The sequence below is a fragment of the Rhodococcus sp. MurmanLake-1 genome (assembly GCF_056945715.1).
On the sequence record NZ_JBWZNF010000002.1, the window covers coordinates 691,543 to 706,856 of the forward strand.

The 15,314-nt window shown below is 63.3% G+C and carries 14 protein-coding genes; 7 read left to right on the top strand and 7 right to left on the bottom strand.

Going from position 1 to position 15,314, the window contains the following annotated elements; translation table 11 throughout:
- Positions 1-2 precede the first annotated feature (2 nt).
- The 3 genes from AC2ETI_RS09670 to AC2ETI_RS09680 are packed head-to-tail and all read right to left on the bottom strand — an operon-like array spanning position 3 to position 4,440.
- Positions 3-1,475 carry a carboxylesterase/lipase family protein gene (locus tag AC2ETI_RS09670; RefSeq protein WP_020908661.1) on the bottom strand — a complete coding sequence of 491 codons (1,473 nt, stop codon included), beginning with the start codon at positions 1,473-1,475 and terminating at the stop codon, positions 3-5.
- A complete protein-coding gene (locus AC2ETI_RS09675; RefSeq protein ID WP_483633831.1) occupies positions 1,472-3,001 on the bottom strand; it encodes a carboxylesterase/lipase family protein in 1,530 nt (509 codons plus the stop codon). The genes AC2ETI_RS09670 and AC2ETI_RS09675 overlap by 4 nt, the downstream gene beginning before the upstream one ends.
- A gap of 29 nt (positions 3,002-3,030) precedes the next feature.
- Entirely contained in the window at positions 3,031-4,440 is a 1,410-nt protein-coding gene (locus tag AC2ETI_RS09680) for a dihydrolipoyl dehydrogenase family protein (RefSeq protein ID WP_047888516.1), read from the bottom strand.
- A gap of 82 nt (positions 4,441-4,522) precedes the next feature.
- Here AC2ETI_RS09680 and AC2ETI_RS09685 point away from each other — a divergent pair, with 82 nt between their 5' ends.
- Together AC2ETI_RS09685 and AC2ETI_RS09690 are read left to right on the top strand one after the other, a co-directional pair.
- Positions 4,523-5,275, top strand: coding sequence for an SDR family oxidoreductase (locus AC2ETI_RS09685; RefSeq protein ID WP_046378995.1), 753 nt, complete (start codon positions 4,523-4,525; stop codon positions 5,273-5,275).
- A complete protein-coding gene (locus tag AC2ETI_RS09690) occupies positions 5,275-6,597 on the top strand; it encodes an NAD(P)/FAD-dependent oxidoreductase (RefSeq protein ID WP_003946361.1) in 1,323 nt (440 codons plus the stop codon). The genes AC2ETI_RS09685 and AC2ETI_RS09690 overlap by 1 nt, the downstream gene beginning before the upstream one ends.
- Positions 6,598-6,600: 3 nt before the next feature.
- On the opposite strand, the gene AC2ETI_RS09695 is transcribed toward AC2ETI_RS09690, so the two are convergent.
- On the bottom strand, positions 6,601-7,104 hold the full coding sequence (locus tag AC2ETI_RS09695) for a COG4315 family predicted lipoprotein (protein ID WP_019744765.1): 504 nt from the start codon (positions 7,102-7,104) through the stop codon (positions 6,601-6,603).
- A gap of 124 nt (positions 7,105-7,228) precedes the next feature.
- On the opposite strand from AC2ETI_RS09695, the gene AC2ETI_RS09700 reads away from it, so the two are divergent.
- The 3 genes from AC2ETI_RS09700 to AC2ETI_RS09710 are packed head-to-tail and all read left to right on the top strand — an operon-like array spanning position 7,229 to position 9,336.
- Entirely contained in the window at positions 7,229-7,705 is a 477-nt protein-coding gene (locus AC2ETI_RS09700; RefSeq protein ID WP_020908655.1) for a MarR family winged helix-turn-helix transcriptional regulator, read from the top strand.
- Position 7,706: 1 nt separating this feature from the next.
- Positions 7,707-8,558 (top strand): ABC transporter ATP-binding protein, encoded by an 852-nt coding sequence (locus AC2ETI_RS09705; protein ID WP_020970362.1) that lies wholly within the window; start codon positions 7,707-7,709, stop codon positions 8,556-8,558.
- The gene (locus AC2ETI_RS09710) at positions 8,518-9,336 is read left to right on the top strand and encodes an ABC transporter permease (RefSeq protein ID WP_483633832.1); all 819 of its coding nucleotides are present in this window, start codon (positions 8,518-8,520) and stop codon (positions 9,334-9,336) included. Before AC2ETI_RS09705 ends, AC2ETI_RS09710 begins: the two co-directional genes overlap by 41 nt.
- Positions 9,337-9,349: 13 nt before the next feature.
- On the opposite strand, the gene AC2ETI_RS09715 is transcribed toward AC2ETI_RS09710, so the two are convergent.
- Positions 9,350-9,793, bottom strand: coding sequence for a helix-turn-helix domain-containing protein (locus AC2ETI_RS09715; protein ID WP_019744761.1), 444 nt, complete (start codon positions 9,791-9,793; stop codon positions 9,350-9,352).
- Positions 9,794-10,685: 892 nt separating this feature from the next.
- Between AC2ETI_RS09715 and AC2ETI_RS09720 the strand changes: the two genes are divergently transcribed.
- Positions 10,686-11,498 (top strand): FAD:protein FMN transferase, encoded by an 813-nt coding sequence (locus AC2ETI_RS09720; protein ID WP_020970361.1) that lies wholly within the window; start codon positions 10,686-10,688, stop codon positions 11,496-11,498.
- Between the two features lies 1 nt (position 11,499).
- Here the strand turns inward: AC2ETI_RS09720 and pgi are convergent, their stop codons facing one another.
- A complete protein-coding gene (gene pgi / locus AC2ETI_RS09725; protein WP_445387123.1) occupies positions 11,500-13,155 on the bottom strand; it encodes a glucose-6-phosphate isomerase in 1,656 nt (551 codons plus the stop codon).
- 92 nt (positions 13,156-13,247) lie between these two features.
- Between pgi and AC2ETI_RS09730 the strand changes: the two genes are divergently transcribed.
- Positions 13,248-14,702, top strand: coding sequence for an NAD-dependent succinate-semialdehyde dehydrogenase (locus AC2ETI_RS09730; protein WP_024487185.1), 1,455 nt, complete (start codon positions 13,248-13,250; stop codon positions 14,700-14,702).
- A 74-nt stretch (positions 14,703-14,776) separates the two neighbouring features.
- Here the strand turns inward: AC2ETI_RS09730 and AC2ETI_RS09735 are convergent, their stop codons facing one another.
- A complete protein-coding gene (locus tag AC2ETI_RS09735; RefSeq protein WP_019744757.1) occupies positions 14,777-15,103 on the bottom strand; it encodes a chorismate mutase in 327 nt (108 codons plus the stop codon).
- Positions 15,104-15,314 lie beyond the last annotated feature (211 nt).

The window sequence follows — 15,314 nt, forward strand, 5'->3', positions numbered from 1 at the left end:
CTTCAGCGTCGGTGCTCGTAGCCGATCCAGGCGCGTCGACGCTCACCCATCGGGTCGTTCTCCACTCTGGACGTCTCGTCGAAGATCATCGTTTGCCGCTCCGGGACGGAGTAGGCGGGCCAATCCTGGTCCGGCACTCCGTGTCGGGCGAAATGGATCCAGTGGCGCTGCACGGTGGAGGTCACCGCGGCCAGTCCGCGACGTCCACCGACCGCGGTCAAGGCCGCGGTGAGTGCATCCGAACGGCCGAAGACCGCAAGCAATTCGGTGGCATGGGTAGCGCCCATGCCGATGAGTCTGAGCAGGCGAGGCGCAAAATCGTAGCGGTAACTGTAGGTAGGAGCTACCTGGCAATGGCCCTGTGCGCACAGTATTGCCGGTTCCCAGAAGGTGATGTCGCCGCCGAGATCGGCGGCAGCGAAACGATGCGGATACGTGGGATACGCCGCGAGCGCACGTGCTTTCACTTCAGGGGTGGTGTGGGAGAACATCTTCTCGATCCGAACCGGGTTGGTAGGCAAGATGTCGAGAACGCGCGGAAAGATCCGCCCCTCATGGAGATTCGAACCGACGAGCAGCGGAACGGGGTGGGCCCGTCCGGCGGCGAACACGTCGAGCGGGTGTTCGGGAAGAATGTCGTCACCCACTACAGGGGCGAATGCCCGTGTTCCGGGTTCTTCGTCCGCGCCGCGTCGCGCAAGTTCTTCGCCGGCGTCGACCAGTTCCTTCACCGAAGCGGAGCGCAGCCACGAGGCAGGATCGGTTTCCGGTGCGTCTGCGATCTCGAGGAACTCGCGCGCCCATCGCTGCGCTCGATCCTTTCCGTATGCCGAAGCAGCCGGCGGACTTTGAGCAATGGCCCGAGCGAACAACCCTCGGGCCGCGGGCGTTGCCATCAGAGTGGTGACAGCGTTGGCGCCGGACGATTCACCGAAGACGGTGACGGCGTTCGGGTCGCCACCGAAGGAGGCGATGTTGCGCTGGACCCACGTCAGCGCGGCGATCTGATCGCGCAATCCGAGGTTCGTGTCGAATGATTGTTCAGCAGTGGAATACTCACTGAAATCGAGGTAGCCCAACGCGCCGAGACGATATTGGATCGAGACGTAGACGATGTCGCCACGTTCGACCAGGCTCGTTCCGCGGTACATGGGCGTCGACGGATTCCCGCCGTTGTACGCGCCGCCGTGAATGAAGACCATGACCGGTCGCAACGAATCCGACGGTACCTGCGGGGCCACGACATTGACGAAGAGTGAGTTCTCGTCGAAGTTGCTCTTGCGCTGCGGAGACGGAGAGCCGAATGCTTCCGCCGGGCGGACACCATTCCAAGCCTCGACCGGCTGTGGTGCGCGAAATCTCCAGCGGCCGGTCGGGGCCGCTGCGTAGGGGATTGCTCGCCAGGTGCGCAGTCCTCGATCGAGGCGCCCGCGTACGACCCCGGAATCGAGAGTGATCTCGAGGGGGCTCGTCACGGTAGGGAGATGTCGGTGCCGTGGCTACGGTAACCGCTGTATCCCGACCAGGCCAAGCGTTGTTCACGTCTGGGATCGTTCTCGACGCGGACGATCTCGTCGAAGATCATGGTCCGACGCTCCTGCGCGTCGTAACGCGGCCACGACCCACGCGGCGAGCCGTGCTTGGCGAAGTGAAGCCAGTGTCCCTGAACAGATTCGGTGACTGCGCGCAGTCCGCGCCGACCGCCGGGAAGGGTGAGGCCGCGCCCGACAAGGGTGTCGCCGATACCGAAGACCGCGAACATCTCGAAACCGTGAGTGGCGTCGAGGCCGAGCCAACGCATCATCGTCGGCGCAAAGTCGAATCGGTAGGCGTACGTCGGCGCCGATTGTGCGTGAGCCTGCATCAACTCCACTGAAGGGTGCCAGAACGTGACGTCTCCACCGACATCGATCGCGGACTGCTCGTCGGGATAGCCGGGATAGGTTGCGAGGATGCGCTTTCCGGCCTCGGGATCGGTGAGAGCGAACATGGTGTCGATGCGCGACGGGTTGGTCGGGAGTGCGTCGAGCACCTTCGGGAACAGCGTTCCCTCCCGTCTGTTGGTGCCGATGATCATCGGAACCTGGTGTGCCGATCCTTCATTGAATGCGTCCAAGGGGGAGCGCGGCAGGAAGTCGCCGTCGACGACTGGACCGAAGGGATGTAGTCCAGGCGTGTTCGCCAGTACCTCGGCACCGAGTCTGCTGCCTGCTCGGCCCAATTCGACGGCAGTCGCCGAGGTCAAAGCCTTCGCGGGCGGTAGACCGGAATTGAGGATCTCGACGAAACGCGCACCCCAGGCGTGCGATCGCTGCGTGCTCGAGACCAGATCAGGAGCCGAACTCTCGGCGATCGCACGAGCGAACAGTCCTTTGGCAGCCGGAGTAGCCATCAAGGTGGTGACGGCAGTGGCTCCGGCGGATTCACCGAAGATCGTGACTTTTTCAGGATCCCCACCGAAGGCAGCGATATTGCGCTGCACCCATTGCAGGGCCGCGACCTGATCGCGCAGTCCGAGGTTGGAATCGAATGCCCGCTCGGCCGTGGAGAAGGGTGTGAAATCGAGGTACCCCAGAGCACCGAGGCGGTAGTTGATCGAGACGTAGACGATGTCGCCGCGTTCGACGAGGGACACACCGGAGTACAAGCCGGTAGCCGAGGTCCCGATGGTGTTTGCCCCACCGTGGATGAAGACCATGACCGGAAGCGGGGTGTTACCGGCGTTCGCTGGAGCGAGCACGTTGAGTGTCAGACAGTCCTCGCTGCTCGGCTGGTACTTCCCGGGCGAAAGCAGCAGCCCCTTCTTGTGCTGGACCGAGGCGTCGCCGAACCTGGTCGCGTCTCGTTCTCCGGTCCATGGTGTGACCGGCTGTGGCCGCGTCAGACGCAGTGTTCCGACCGGCGGCCGGGCGTAGGGAATTCCGCGCCAGGCACGAAGTTTTCCCACCCGGCGGCCGCGCAGGGTGCCGTCGGCCGTGGTCACAAGTATGTCGGACGCCATGTCGCGACTATACGTACTTCGGGATCGCGTCAGCGGCGAGCCTCCAGCAATCGAAGCCAGACCTCACTGACCGTCGGATACGAGGGCACCGCATGCCAGAGAGTTTCGAGTGGGACGGCGCCGACGACCGCGATTGTCGCCGCGTGCACCAGATCGGACACTTCGGGCCCGGCAAAAGTAGCGCCGAGGATCACCTCGGTGGCCTTGTCGATGACCAACTTCGCGCGCCCGGAGTAGTCGTCGCGCAACAGTGAGGATCCTGCGACGGCCAGTTCGATCTCCACGACTTCGACGTCGTAGCCGTCGTCGCGAGCTTTCTTCTCGGTGCGTCCCACCCACGCGATTTCGGGTGAGGTGAACACCACCTGGGGGACCTGTCCGTTGTCCGCCGACGCCGTGTACCGAGGTCCCCTGAGTCCGCGGCTCTCGGCCCGCGCGGCGATGACGTCTCCGCAGACTCTCGCCTGATACTTGCCCATGTGGGTGAGGGGAGAGCGACCGTTGATGTCGCCGACGGCGTAGAGCCACTCACCTTGGGCACAGAGGTGATCGTCAGTGGTGACGTACTTGCCGTCCTCGAGGCCGATGACGGACAAGCCGAGATCGGCCGATGTCGGCCCGCGGCCCGCCGCGACGATGACCTCGTCGACCTCGATCACACCGGAAGAGGTCTCGATGCTGACGGGTCCACCGTGGATGTGGCCCTCACCGGTGTCCTTGGCGTCGGGTCGCGACACCGAGTTGACGGCGGTGCTCAGTCGAACGTCGACGCCGCGGGCGCCGAGTGCTTCGGCAACCATCGTTCCGGCAAACGGTTCTGCCGATTTCAACAGAGCATCGCCTCTCACGAGCAGTGTCACGTGAGCGCCGAACGACGACAACCACGTTGCGCACTCCGTTGCGACGACTCCGCCGCCGATGACCGCCACCCGCGACGGAACCTCGTGGAGATTGGTCGCATCGCGCGACGTCCACGGGAGTGCTTCACGCAACCCCGGCGTCTTCGGGACAGTGGCAGTTGTGCCCGTGGCGAGTACGACGGCTTGGCGGGCGCGGAGCTTACGGGTCCCGTCGACGGTCACAGCGCGCTCGCCGTCGATCACCCCGTGGCCTTTGATCACTGTGATTCCCGCGGAGGTGGCCCAGTCGACCTGGGACGAATCGTCGTGGTTGTGGGTGAACGAGTCGCGGCGTTTAAGGACGGCCTCGACGTCCAGCGGTCCGGCCGGGATCCCGGGCAAGGCGTCGGCCGCCTCGAGGACCTGCCCCGGGCGCAGTAGCGCCTTGCTGGGCATACAGGCCCAATACGAGCATTCACCGCCGACCAGTTCGTGTTCCACGATTGCGGCGGTGCGATTACTTCCGGCGATGGCGTACGCGGCGGCGTTCTCGCCGGCGGGCCCACCGCCGATCACGATGACATCGAATTCGTCGGTCATGCTTCCACGGTATGTCGGATCGGTCCGAGTTCGCTCGGTTACCGCCGGGTACGAGAACTCGAAGATGGTTACAGTTGCACCCATGACGCGGCAGAAGATTTTGATCACCGGTGCCAGTTCGGGTCTGGGTGAGGAGATGGCCAGGAGATTCGCCGCGGCCGGTCGCGACCTCGCGTTGTGTGCCCGGCGGACGGATCGTCTCGACACGCTGCGTGGGGAGCTGGTGGCGCAGTACCCGTCGATCAGCGTCGCAGTGCGCGAACTCGATGTGACCGAACACGATTCCGTCGTCCGGGTTTTCGGTGAGCTGCGCGACGAGTTGGGTGGCCTGGACCGGGTGATCGTGAACGCCGGGCTCGGCAAGGGCGCCAAGATCGGCACCGGAAAAGCGCACGCGAATCTTGCAACAGCGCAGACGAATTTTGTCGGCGCGCTGTCGCAGTGTGAAGCTGCGCTCGAGATCTTCCGCGCGCAGGACGCCGGACACCTGGTTCTCGTGTCCTCGATCAGCGCGGATCGGGGGCTACCAGGGCCAAAAGCGGCCTATTCGGCAAGCAAGGCCGGGGTAGCGGCTCTGGGTGAGGCGCTCAGTATCGAGTTGGCGCGCACACCTATTCGCGTCACCACCCTGCTGCCGGGCTTCATCAAGACCGACATGTCCGCCGGCGCCGGCGACGACGCAGCGCTCATGGCCAGTTTGGACGAAGGCGTCAGTGCCATGGTCGACGCCATCGAGAAGGAAACCACCCGAGCGGCGCTACCCGGCCTCAAGTGGCAAGGGATAGATGTGGCCCTACGATTCCTGCCCAACTCCGTGACAGCGAGGTTTGTCTGATGAGCATCCACATCTCGAACGGTAAGCCCCGCGTAGTGATCGTCGGTGGCGGCTTCGGTGGACTGTACGCAGCGAGACGACTCAAGAAGGCCGACGTCGAGGTGGTTCTGATCGACCGAGGGACCAGCCACGTCTTCCAGCCCCTGCTCTACCAGTGCGCCACGGGTCTGCTCTCCGAAGGGCAGATCGCAAGTCCGCTGCGACATCTGCTCGAGGACAACAAGAACACGAACGTCGTTCTGGGCGAGGCCAAGTCGGTGGACGCCGACGCCGGGATACTGACTGCCAGTCGCTTCGACGGGTCGACCTTCGAATTGCCGTACGACTACCTGATCGTGGCGGCTGGAATGCGCCAGTCGTACCACGGCCAGGACGAGTTCATCAAATGGGCGCCCGGCATGAAAACCCTCGACGACGCTTTGGCGATCAGACGCAGTCTCATTGCTGCGTTCGAGATGGCCGAATCGCTCCCGACAGCGGAAGAACGTCGACCGTGGCTGACATTCGCCGTGGCGGGCGGCGGACCCACCGGCGTCGAATTGGCCGGACAGATCCGCGAATTGGCGATGCACGCGCTCACAAACGAGTTCCGGTCCATCGACCCGGACGAGGCAAGGGTACTGCTCTTCCACGGCGACGATCGGGTGCTCCCTTCGTTCAGTCGCAAGCTCTCGGCCGCCGCCAAACGTACTCTCGACGGGATCGGCGTCGAGACTCACCTCGGCGTGCACGTCACCGACGTGTGCGAGACCAGCATCGAGACGACGGACAAGAAGACAAAAGAGAAGCGGCAGTACGAGACCCGCACGATTCTGTGGACCGCGGGCGTCGAAGCAGTGCCGTTCGCCGAGGCACTGGCCACGGCGCTGGGTGTGAAGCAGGTCGGCGGAGGCCGCATCGAGGTGGAAGCCGATCTGACCGTTCCCGGCCACCCGAACGTCTACGTGGTGGGCGACCTCATGTCGCGGGACAAACTTGCCGGGGTGGCCGAGGTCGCGATGCAGGGTGGTCGGCACGCCGGTGCCCGGATCGCTGCAACCGTGGAAAACGGCGTGCCCAGCCGAAAACCGTTCAAGTACCGCGATCTTGGAACCGCGGCCTACATTTCGCGACGCCACGCGTTGCTTCAGGCAGGGCCGGTCCAGTTGTCCGGGTTCATCGGATGGGTGTCATGGGGAATCATCCACATCGCGTTCCTCGCGGGGTTCCGCAATCGCGCCAGCACGGTGCTGAACTGGGGCGCAACCCTGGCGTCGAAAACGCGTCGGGAACGGGCAATCACGTACGGCGACCCCGAAACCGCGCGGCAGCCGTACAACTGAGGGTTACTCAGTCTTGAACACGGGGTTTCCGGCGGCGTCGATCATCCACCACAGGCTGCCGACGCTCTGTCCGAGCATGTCTCCGGGAACCTTGTCGTCGAGGTACCGATAGACGGGCTTGCCGTTGACGGTGATCTGGAAAGATCCTTCAGGCCCGTCGACAGTGTCGATGACGGCGTCGATTCCTTCGACGATCGGCGAATCCGTGACCGAGGTGACCGCCGGCCAGTAACGCAGGCACGCTTCGTCGCACGACCCGGCTTGTGAGTTCTCCTCGTCCGGGTTGTAGACGTAGACGGTCATGCCTTCGCCGTCGACGGCGATCGTCCCGAGTGGGGAGTCGGCGGTCTTCAGCAGGGGTGCATCAGCGGCGGCGGGTGGCGACAGCGACGTCGCAATGGCAGTGACGTTGTCTGCGCTGTCCCCGGAATCGAGGGCGTCGGGCGAGCAACCGGTGAGGATCAGGGCGCTACTCGCAACCGTCGCGAACAACCACTGTCTGCGCATGACGTCTCCGTTCTGGGCGGGAGTGCTCGGGACAAGCAATCGGGGATACCCGTTGCGGACGAGCTGAAAACGCCGGGCGTCCGGATTCCTCGACAATAGCTCTGTTGCAGAGCTATTGTGAGGTGTGGATGAAATCGGAGCAGATCACAGGCTTTCGGATGATGTCCTGGAGACGCTCGGGCAATTGCGCCGGGGCACGAGGAAGGCATCGGGGCGACCGTTTGCAGAACGACCGCTCGGCGGCGCCCAAATCGAACTCGTCAGGCTGCTACGGCGCAACCCGGGTCTGTCGGTGGCTGAGGCTGCCGGGCGATTGGGTGTCGCGGCAAACACGGTGTCCACCCTGGTTCGGCAGCTCGTCGACGATGGAGTGATCGAACGGGTTGCCGACGAGGCTGATCGACGCGTCGCGCGATTGGTCCTCTCGGACGAGGCGCGCGCCCGCGTCGAAGTGTGGCGTGATCGCCGGAGTGTGATTGTCGGTCAGGCATTGTCGAGTCTGACCGGAGAAGACAGGGCGAGGATCGAGGCTGCGCTACCAGCCCTGTCGCGATTGGCGAGCGCTCTGGCAGCAGCCGGATCAGAAGGTGAGGGGCAGTGAGATGCTGACACAGTGGTGGAAGAGCCGAGCGGCAGGTTCACCCGACCCCGGCGCACACGCGGTCGAGATCGACTCGGTTACATACAAGTTCGGCGACCACCGCGCGGTGGACAGCCTGAGTCTGGTCATCAACGCGGGGGAGTGCTTCGGCCTGCTCGGTCCCAACGGTGCAGGAAAGACTACGACGATCAGATTGCTCAACACGTTACTTCCTCTGCAAGACGGTGATATTCGGATTCTCGGTCGCTCAGTTCGTACCGAGGCGATGACCATTCGGCGCTACCTCGGGTACGTGCCACAACAGCTCTCGATCGAAAGCGCATTGACCGCACGCGAGAACGTGACCTGGTTCGCGAGACTGTACGACGTTCCGCGGTCCGAACGACGCGAGCGCGTCGACCAGGCGCTCGAGATGGTGGACCTGCTCGATTCAGGTGATCGTCTGGCGTCGAGTTTCTCCGGCGGTATGGTGCGACGTCTCGAACTTGCGCAGGCGCTGGTGAACCGACCGTCGTTGCTGGTACTCGACGAACCGACGGTGGGGCTGGATCCCATTGCCCGCGAATCCGTCTGGCAGCGAGTGGCGGAGATGCAGAAGCAGTACGGCATGACTGTGCTGCTCACGACGCACTACATGGAAGAAGCCGAGGAGCTGTGTGATCGTGTTGCGTTGATGCATCACGGTGAACTTCGAGCGGTGGGCGAGCCGAGCGAGTTGGCCGCCGAACTGGGGCCGGAGGCCACTCTCGAAGACGTGTTCCGTCACTACACCGGCGACGATCTCACCGGCGACAAGTCAGGAGGTCTCCGCGATGTCCGCAGTGCCCGTCGCACAGCGCGCCGCTTGGGCTGATCCCACTACCAACGGTTTCGCTCGATTGCTCTCGAGAATTTACACATTCTGCCTCGTGGAAGTTCAGAAGTTGCGGCACGACCGATCTGAATTGGTCACGCGCGCAATCCAGCCGATCCTCTGGTTGGTGATCTTCGGCCAGACGTTCAGTCATATCCGAGCGATCCCCACTGGCGACGTACCGTATCTCGACTTTCTCGCGCCCGGCATCATTGCGCAGTCCGCTCTTTTTGTTGCGATCTTCTACGGAATCCAGATCATCTGGGAGCGTGACGCGGGAGTCCTCACCAAATTGATGGTCACGCCGACGCCGCGCGCAGCATTGGTGACAGGTAAGGCATTCGCCGCCGGGATCCGCGCAGTCGCCCAGGCAATGGTGGTCGTCATCGTGGCGGCGCTGTTGGGCGTGAGTATGACGTGGAACCCGCTCAAACTGCTCGGGGTCGTATCGGTCGTTGTCCTGGGTTCCGCGTTCTTTGCCTGCTTGTCGGTTGCGATCGCGGGAATCGTGCTCAAACGAGATCGATTGATGGGCATCGGGCAGGCAATCACCATGCCATTGTTCTTTGCGTCCAACGCGCTGTACCCGGTCGAACTCATGCCGACGTGGGTTCAGTGGCTCAGCCGCATCAACCCGCTGAGCTACGAGGTGTCAGCACTGCGCGGTCTACTCATCGGAATGCCGACCAACTATGTCGTCGACTTCGGCGTGCTGATCGGGGCAGCGCTGCTCGGAATCGTCACCGCCTCGGCACTATTGGGCCGCTTGACTCGCTGATCTTCGCGCTGGATCAGTCACGAGTGAACGGTGGGGCGTACGTGCTGCAATCCGGAGGTACGGCCGGGAGTCCTTCGGACGAGCGAAGTTTCTCCGCAATCGACGAGAGTAGGTCCTGCGATTCAGGGGAGAGGTCGACCGCTTTCATAGCCAGAGAACGCAATTCGCTGTCGTGGAACTCTTCGACAACCGAACGGTCTTCTTCCGGAATCAGTTCGGGATCTTGGCGAGGCGTCGGGCCGAAGAAGTACTCTGCTGCTACGCCGAAGTAATCGGCCAATGCCAAAACGACTTGCTCTGACGGATTTGTGCGCACACCGCTCCGGAGCTGAGAGAGGTACGGTGTCGAAATCTTGCATCCGCGTTGTGAAAGGGCTTCCACAACTTGTGCGTTGGTGAGTCTCGGTGCTGTGGCCGGGTACAAGGCGTTCAAGCGGTCCTTGAATGAATCGGTCACAATTCCTCCCTCGAGCGTGACCCAGCGTCACAGCTACTTCGCAGTTTTCACATAGTAGACGACACGGTTATTCTGGACTCCGGTCGAAAGTCCTTTCACCTGCGGATATTTGGCGCGGAGAGATTCCAAAGACTTTGTAAAGTATGTGATTTACGCCGCGTACTGACCGTTCGTTTTGCCAACGGGCGTGCGGGTGGCGTATAAGCAAAATGTCAGTGGTTACGCCGTTGCGCTGCAGGTTCTTTCGGCCGGTCCTATGTAGCTGCGTCGATGCATTGTGGCCCTGTCTGTAACGTGCGAGCGCTGCCGCCGGGCGCCGGGCGTCACTCTCTCCGGCGGTTGGCGCGCCGCGTGTTCGGAACTCTTTCTCGGTGCTCTGCTCGACGCTCGCGCGTAGTGATGGGCGCGTATTTTTCTCGGCAGTCGAGAGTGAGCGGGCAGGTGTGTCGACCTGTCGAAAGTGGCGCGCGTCGAAAGCGGCCGATTGGTATGTCATCGACGTTGGAACACAGTGCTTCTCGTCAGTCGCCGCTATCTCCTGCGGTGATATCAGCGTCGCCCGGACGTGTTTTGCGGCAGACCGAGATCGAGGCGCAGCGTCCCGGCACGACATGTCGAGCGTCGCCTCTGCGTCTTTCGGATCGGAATAGCCCGCTGCGCCGGTAGTAGTCGACGTCCGTCGACATCGGGTGCGTGTCAGGACCCTTCGAAGGACTACGCGGCTTGCACAGGGAGGGCGGCAATTCTGTCGCACAGATCTACCATCAGCCCCTGCCGTGCGCTGCTCCTCCTGCAGGATGCGTGCCTCGGCCTCGGAAGCGGCTTATGGCACGGGGCTTGCTGACCGGCGCATACTGGTTACAACGCGGTGTGTTCGAAGGGCAGGACTGACATGGTCAGTGTCGAGAAGTGGGCGATGTGGGATTCCGCCGTGGAGGTGGATGTCACCGAAGGCGCTGCGCTGCCCACTGCGCACGCGTTGATCGCAGCTGCCATCGACGAGACCGAGGCGGTGTGCGACCTTCGCCGGGGCGACGCCGAGATTCACGCCGTCAACCTCGCTCAGGGAACTCCGGTCAAAGTGACTCGGCGTATGTCTGCTCTCTTGCGGTCGGCGCTGTGGGCGGCCCGTATGACCGGCGGCGCAGTCAATCCGCTTGCCGACAACTACTCCGAGGACGAGTCCATCCCTCCGGTCCACCCGACCCCGACGTTCGAGGACGTACAGCTCGACGGCGACGTGGTGTACGCGCCCTGGGGTGCGTCGTTCGACATCACCGGAGTTGCCAAGGCAGACACCGTCGATCGCGCCGCGCAGATCGTGGCTGCCGAACTGCAATGTGGTGTTGCCGTACGGATCGGCGACGTGATCGCCACGGCCGGCCATGCACCGGCCGGTGGCTGGCAGATTCCGGTGCCGGGCAGCGAAGAAGTCGAACTGATCAACGGAACCGCGATGGCGACGGCGCGGGCGGTAGAGCTGCCCTCCTGGGAGCCGAACCAGGAGCGGCCCTCCACGGAATGGGCGCAAGTCTCGGTGATCGCGGACGACGCGGTGTGGGCGTACGCCGCGAGCGAAGCAGCGTTGATCCGGGGTATCAGCGCCATCAAATGGGTTGAACAGCAAGAGCTTCGCGCTCGGCTCGTCGACCGATCCGGACGTGTGTACGCGACGGAGAGTTGGTTCGGCCCTGCTGCCGCGTGAATCAGGCCCGTCCGCGTTCCTTGCGGTACCAGTGCACGAGTGCATCGGTGGACGTGTCGCCGAGGTCGTCGGGTGCCTCTTCGGAGGAGAGTGCAGGTCCCAGTTCCAGTGCCTGCGTCTTGCCGAGTTCGACGCCCCACTGATCGAACGGATTGACACCCCACACAGCACCTTCGACAAATACCTGGTGCTCGTAGAGTGCGATCAACTGACCGACGACCGAGGGCGTCAATTCCTTGGCCAGGATGGTGCTCGAAGGCCGGTTGCCTGGCATCACCTTGTGCGGCACCAACTCCGGTGCCGTGCCCTCTGAAGCGATCTCTTCGGCCGTCTTGCCGAACGCGAGAACCTTTGTCTGAGCGAAGAAGTTACTCATGAGCAGATCGTGCATGGATCCGGTGCCGTCCGCCGTCGGCAGATCGTCGGTGGATTCCGCGAAGCCGATGAAATCGGCGGGCACGAGCCACGTGCCCTGATGCAGGAGCTGATAGAACGCGTGTTGGCCGTTGGTTCCCGGCTCGCCCCAGAAGATTTCACCGGTGGACGTGGTCACCGGTGAGCCGTCGGCGCGCACCGACTTGCCGTTGGACTCCATGGTCAGCTGCTGCAGGTACGCGGGAAAGCGCAACAGGTCGTTGGAGTAGGGCAGCACTGCGCGGGACTGAGCGCCGAAGAAGTTGGAGTACCAGAGCCCGATGAGCCCGAGGAGAACCGGCGCGTTCTGCTCGAGCGGTTGGTTTCGGAAGTGCGTGTCGATCTGGTGGAAACCGTCGAGGAATTCGGCAAAACGAACGGGTCCGACGGCGCACATGACCGACAGTCCGATCGCCGAGTCGACTGAGTAGCGCCCGCCGACCCAATCCCAGAATCCGAACATGTTCGCGGTGTCGATGCCGAACTCCGCCACGCGATCACCATGGGTGGAGACTGCGACGAAATGCTTGGCTACGGCCGAGACGTCTTCGCTGCCCAGACCGGCGAACAGCCAACGCTTTGCCGCCGTCGCGTTGGTGAGCGTCTCGAGGGTGGAAAACGTCTTGGACGCGACGATGAAGAGCGTCGTCTCCGGATCGAGGTCGTCGAGCTGCCCGACCAGGTCGACCGGGTCGATGTTGGAGACGAACCGAACGCTGATCCCGGCGTCCGCGTAGTGCCGTAGCGCGCGATAGACCATCACGGGCCCGAGATCGGAACCGCCGATGCCGATGTTGACGATGGTGCGGATGCGCTTGCCGGTGGCGCCCGTCCACTCGCCACTGCGCACCCGATCCGCGAAAGCGCCCATCGCGTCCAGAACTTCGTGAACGTCCGCGACGACGTCCTGACCGTCGACGGTCAGAGCAGAATCCTTCGGCAGACGCAGTGCTGTGTGCAGCACGGCTCGGTCTTCCGAGCTGTTGATGTGATCGCCCGCGAACATCGCGTCGCGTCGTGCCTCGACGCCGGCCTCGCGGGCCAGCTCGACGAGTAGCGCGAGAGTCTCGCGGCTGACGCGATGCTTGCTGTAGTCGATGTGAAGATCACCGGCGTCGATCGTCAGCTCTCGCCCGCGGGCTGGATCGTCCTGGAAGAGTTCTCGCAGGTGAACGCCTTCGATGTCGGCGTAATGAGCGCGCAGTTTCTGCCAGGCTGAGGTTCCGGTGATGTCAGTGCTCACGATCATCGACTTTAGTGGCACAAGCTGGAAACTTCCGCGTGAGTCTCGCTGGCGGGCAGACGGACGCGGCTCCGACGAGCATCATGGAACCCATGGACACATTCGAATTCATTCGATCAGTTCCCACCCAGTTGTTCGTCGGCGGCCGGTTCGTGCCCGCGGAGAACAACGCGACCTTCCCGGTGGCGGATCCGGCGACCGGAAAATCGTTGACCGACGTCGCCGATGCGAGCCCCGCGGACGCGCTGCGCGCTCTCGACGAAGCCGTGGCCGTCTCGTCGAAGTGGGCGAGCACACCTGCGCGCGAGCGTGGTGAAATTCTGCGAGCCGTCTTCGAGAAGATCACCGAGCGCGCCGAGGACGTGGCGCTGCTGATGACCCTCGAAATGGGCAAGGCACTCGCCGAGAGCCGTGCCGAGGTCAAATACGGCGCCGAGTTCTTCCGGTGGTTCAGCGAGGAGGCCGTTCGCATCGGCGGGCGCTACACGCCGGCGCCGGCGGGCAACGGCCGGATCCTTGTCACCAAGGCGCCGGTCGGACCGTGTCTGGCCATCACTCCCTGGAATTTTCCGTTGGCGATGGGCACCCGCAAGATCGGACCGGCGTTGGCCGCCGGCTGCACGATCATCGTCAAGCCCGCCTCGGAGACCCCGTTGACGATGCTGCTGCTCGCTCAGCTCATGGCCGAAGCAGGGCTGCCCGACGGAGTCCTCTCGGTGTTGCCGACATCGAAATCCGGTGAAGTGACCGGCCCTCTCATCGACGACCCTCGACTGCGCAAGCTCACCTTCACCGGGTCCACCGGCGTCGGCAAGATGCTGGTGGAGAAGTCCGCGAAGCGATTGCTCCGCACGTCGATGGAATTGGGTGGCAATGCGCCCTTCGTCGTGTTCGACGACGCGGACGTAGACAAGGCAGTCGAGGGTGCGGTACTGGCCAAGCTTCGCAACGGAGGCGAAGCCTGCACCGCCGCCAACCGGTTCCATGTCGCCAACGCCGTGCGTGAGGAGTTCACGACCAAGCTGACCGAGAAGATGGCGGCGTTCACGATGGGACCGGGTACCGACCCGGAGACGAAGCTCGGCCCGCTGATCAACCAGAACCAGCTCGACACGGTCGCAGAGTTGGTTGCAGATGCGGTGGATGCCGGGGCGAAGGTTCGACTGGGCGGTAAAGCGCCAGGTGGTGAGGGTTACTTCTATCCGGCCACGGTGTTGGCCGACGTTCCGGCGAGCGCGCGGATACTGAAGGAAGAGGTGTTCGGACCCGTTGCCGCGATCACCGGCTTCGACACCGAAGCCGAAGGCATCGCGGCCGCCAACGACACCGAGTTCGGATTGGCTGCGTACATCTTCACGAGGGATCTCGACCGTGCGCTTCGGGTCTCCGACGCACTGGAATCAGGAATGATCGGCGTCAACCGAGGAGTGATCTCGGACGCGGCAGCGCCGTTCGGCGGTGTGAAGGAATCCGGATTCGGCCGCGAGGGCGGGACCGAGGGGATCGAGGAATACCTGAACACGAAGTACATCGCGCTCGAGAACTGATACACACACGAACGGCTACATCGGGACTGCCAGAGGCATCCGATGTAGCCGTTCGCAAGTGATCTGGGTGTGCGCTAGTGGCCCAGGCGTCCGCGGCCCAGGCGCAGGAGCAGCATCGCGAGGGTGTGGCCTTCCTGGCCCAGCTCGTTGAACCGTTCGAGGACCTTCATCTCTCGGCTGTGGACAAGACGCGGACCACCCGATGCCATCCGGGTACGGCCGATGATCTGGGAGACCTCGGAGCGGCGTTTGATGGCCGCGAGGATCTCGGCGTCGAGACGGTCGATTTCTTTCCGTAGTTCGTCGATCTCCGCCTCACTCTGGGGGATCTCGACGTCTGTCGGAGCAGTGTTTACAGTATTTACAGTATTTCCATTGGGGGCTGCAGCCTGGGTGCTCATTGCTATTCGTCTCCTCTTCCTACTGCGTGGATCGTGGTCTCGGCTCGGGTCGTTACCGATCCAGGCACACTGACGAAAATGCCCCGGATCCGATTCGGACCAGGGGCGGGTGAGCTGTTCAGATCACGTGCACCGAGGTCCGGGGCACGTAAAGTAACGCCACAGCGGGCCGACGGGGTCGGCCGTGTTGTCGCGAACGGAAATGCTGAAC

What these genes read in the sequence shown, in the direction of transcription:
- AC2ETI_RS09675 (WP_483633831.1), bottom strand. Translation starts at nt 3,001, where the DNA reads ATGGCGTCCGACATACTTGTGACCACGGCCGACGGCACCCTGCGCGGC.
- AC2ETI_RS09685 (WP_046378995.1), top strand. Translation starts at nt 4,523, where the DNA reads ATGACGCGGCAGAAGATTTTGATCACCGGTGCCAGTTCGGGTCTGGGT.
- AC2ETI_RS09720 (WP_020970361.1), top strand. Translation starts at nt 10,686, where the DNA reads ATGGTCAGTGTCGAGAAGTGGGCGATGTGGGATTCCGCCGTGGAGGTG.
- AC2ETI_RS09680 (WP_047888516.1), bottom strand. Translation starts at nt 4,440, where the DNA reads ATGACCGACGAATTCGATGTCATCGTGATCGGCGGTGGGCCCGCCGGC.
- AC2ETI_RS09730 (WP_024487185.1), top strand. Translation starts at nt 13,248, where the DNA reads ATGGACACATTCGAATTCATTCGATCAGTTCCCACCCAGTTGTTCGTC.
- AC2ETI_RS09710 (WP_483633832.1), top strand. Translation starts at nt 8,518, where the DNA reads ATGTCCGCAGTGCCCGTCGCACAGCGCGCCGCTTGGGCTGATCCCACT.
- AC2ETI_RS09690 (WP_003946361.1), top strand. Translation starts at nt 5,275, where the DNA reads ATGAGCATCCACATCTCGAACGGTAAGCCCCGCGTAGTGATCGTCGGT.
- AC2ETI_RS09735 (WP_019744757.1), bottom strand. Translation starts at nt 15,103, where the DNA reads ATGAGCACCCAGGCTGCAGCCCCCAATGGAAATACTGTAAATACTGTA.
- AC2ETI_RS09705 (WP_020970362.1), top strand. Translation starts at nt 7,707, where the DNA reads ATGCTGACACAGTGGTGGAAGAGCCGAGCGGCAGGTTCACCCGACCCC.
- AC2ETI_RS09695 (WP_019744765.1), bottom strand. Translation starts at nt 7,104, where the DNA reads ATGCGCAGACAGTGGTTGTTCGCGACGGTTGCGAGTAGCGCCCTGATC.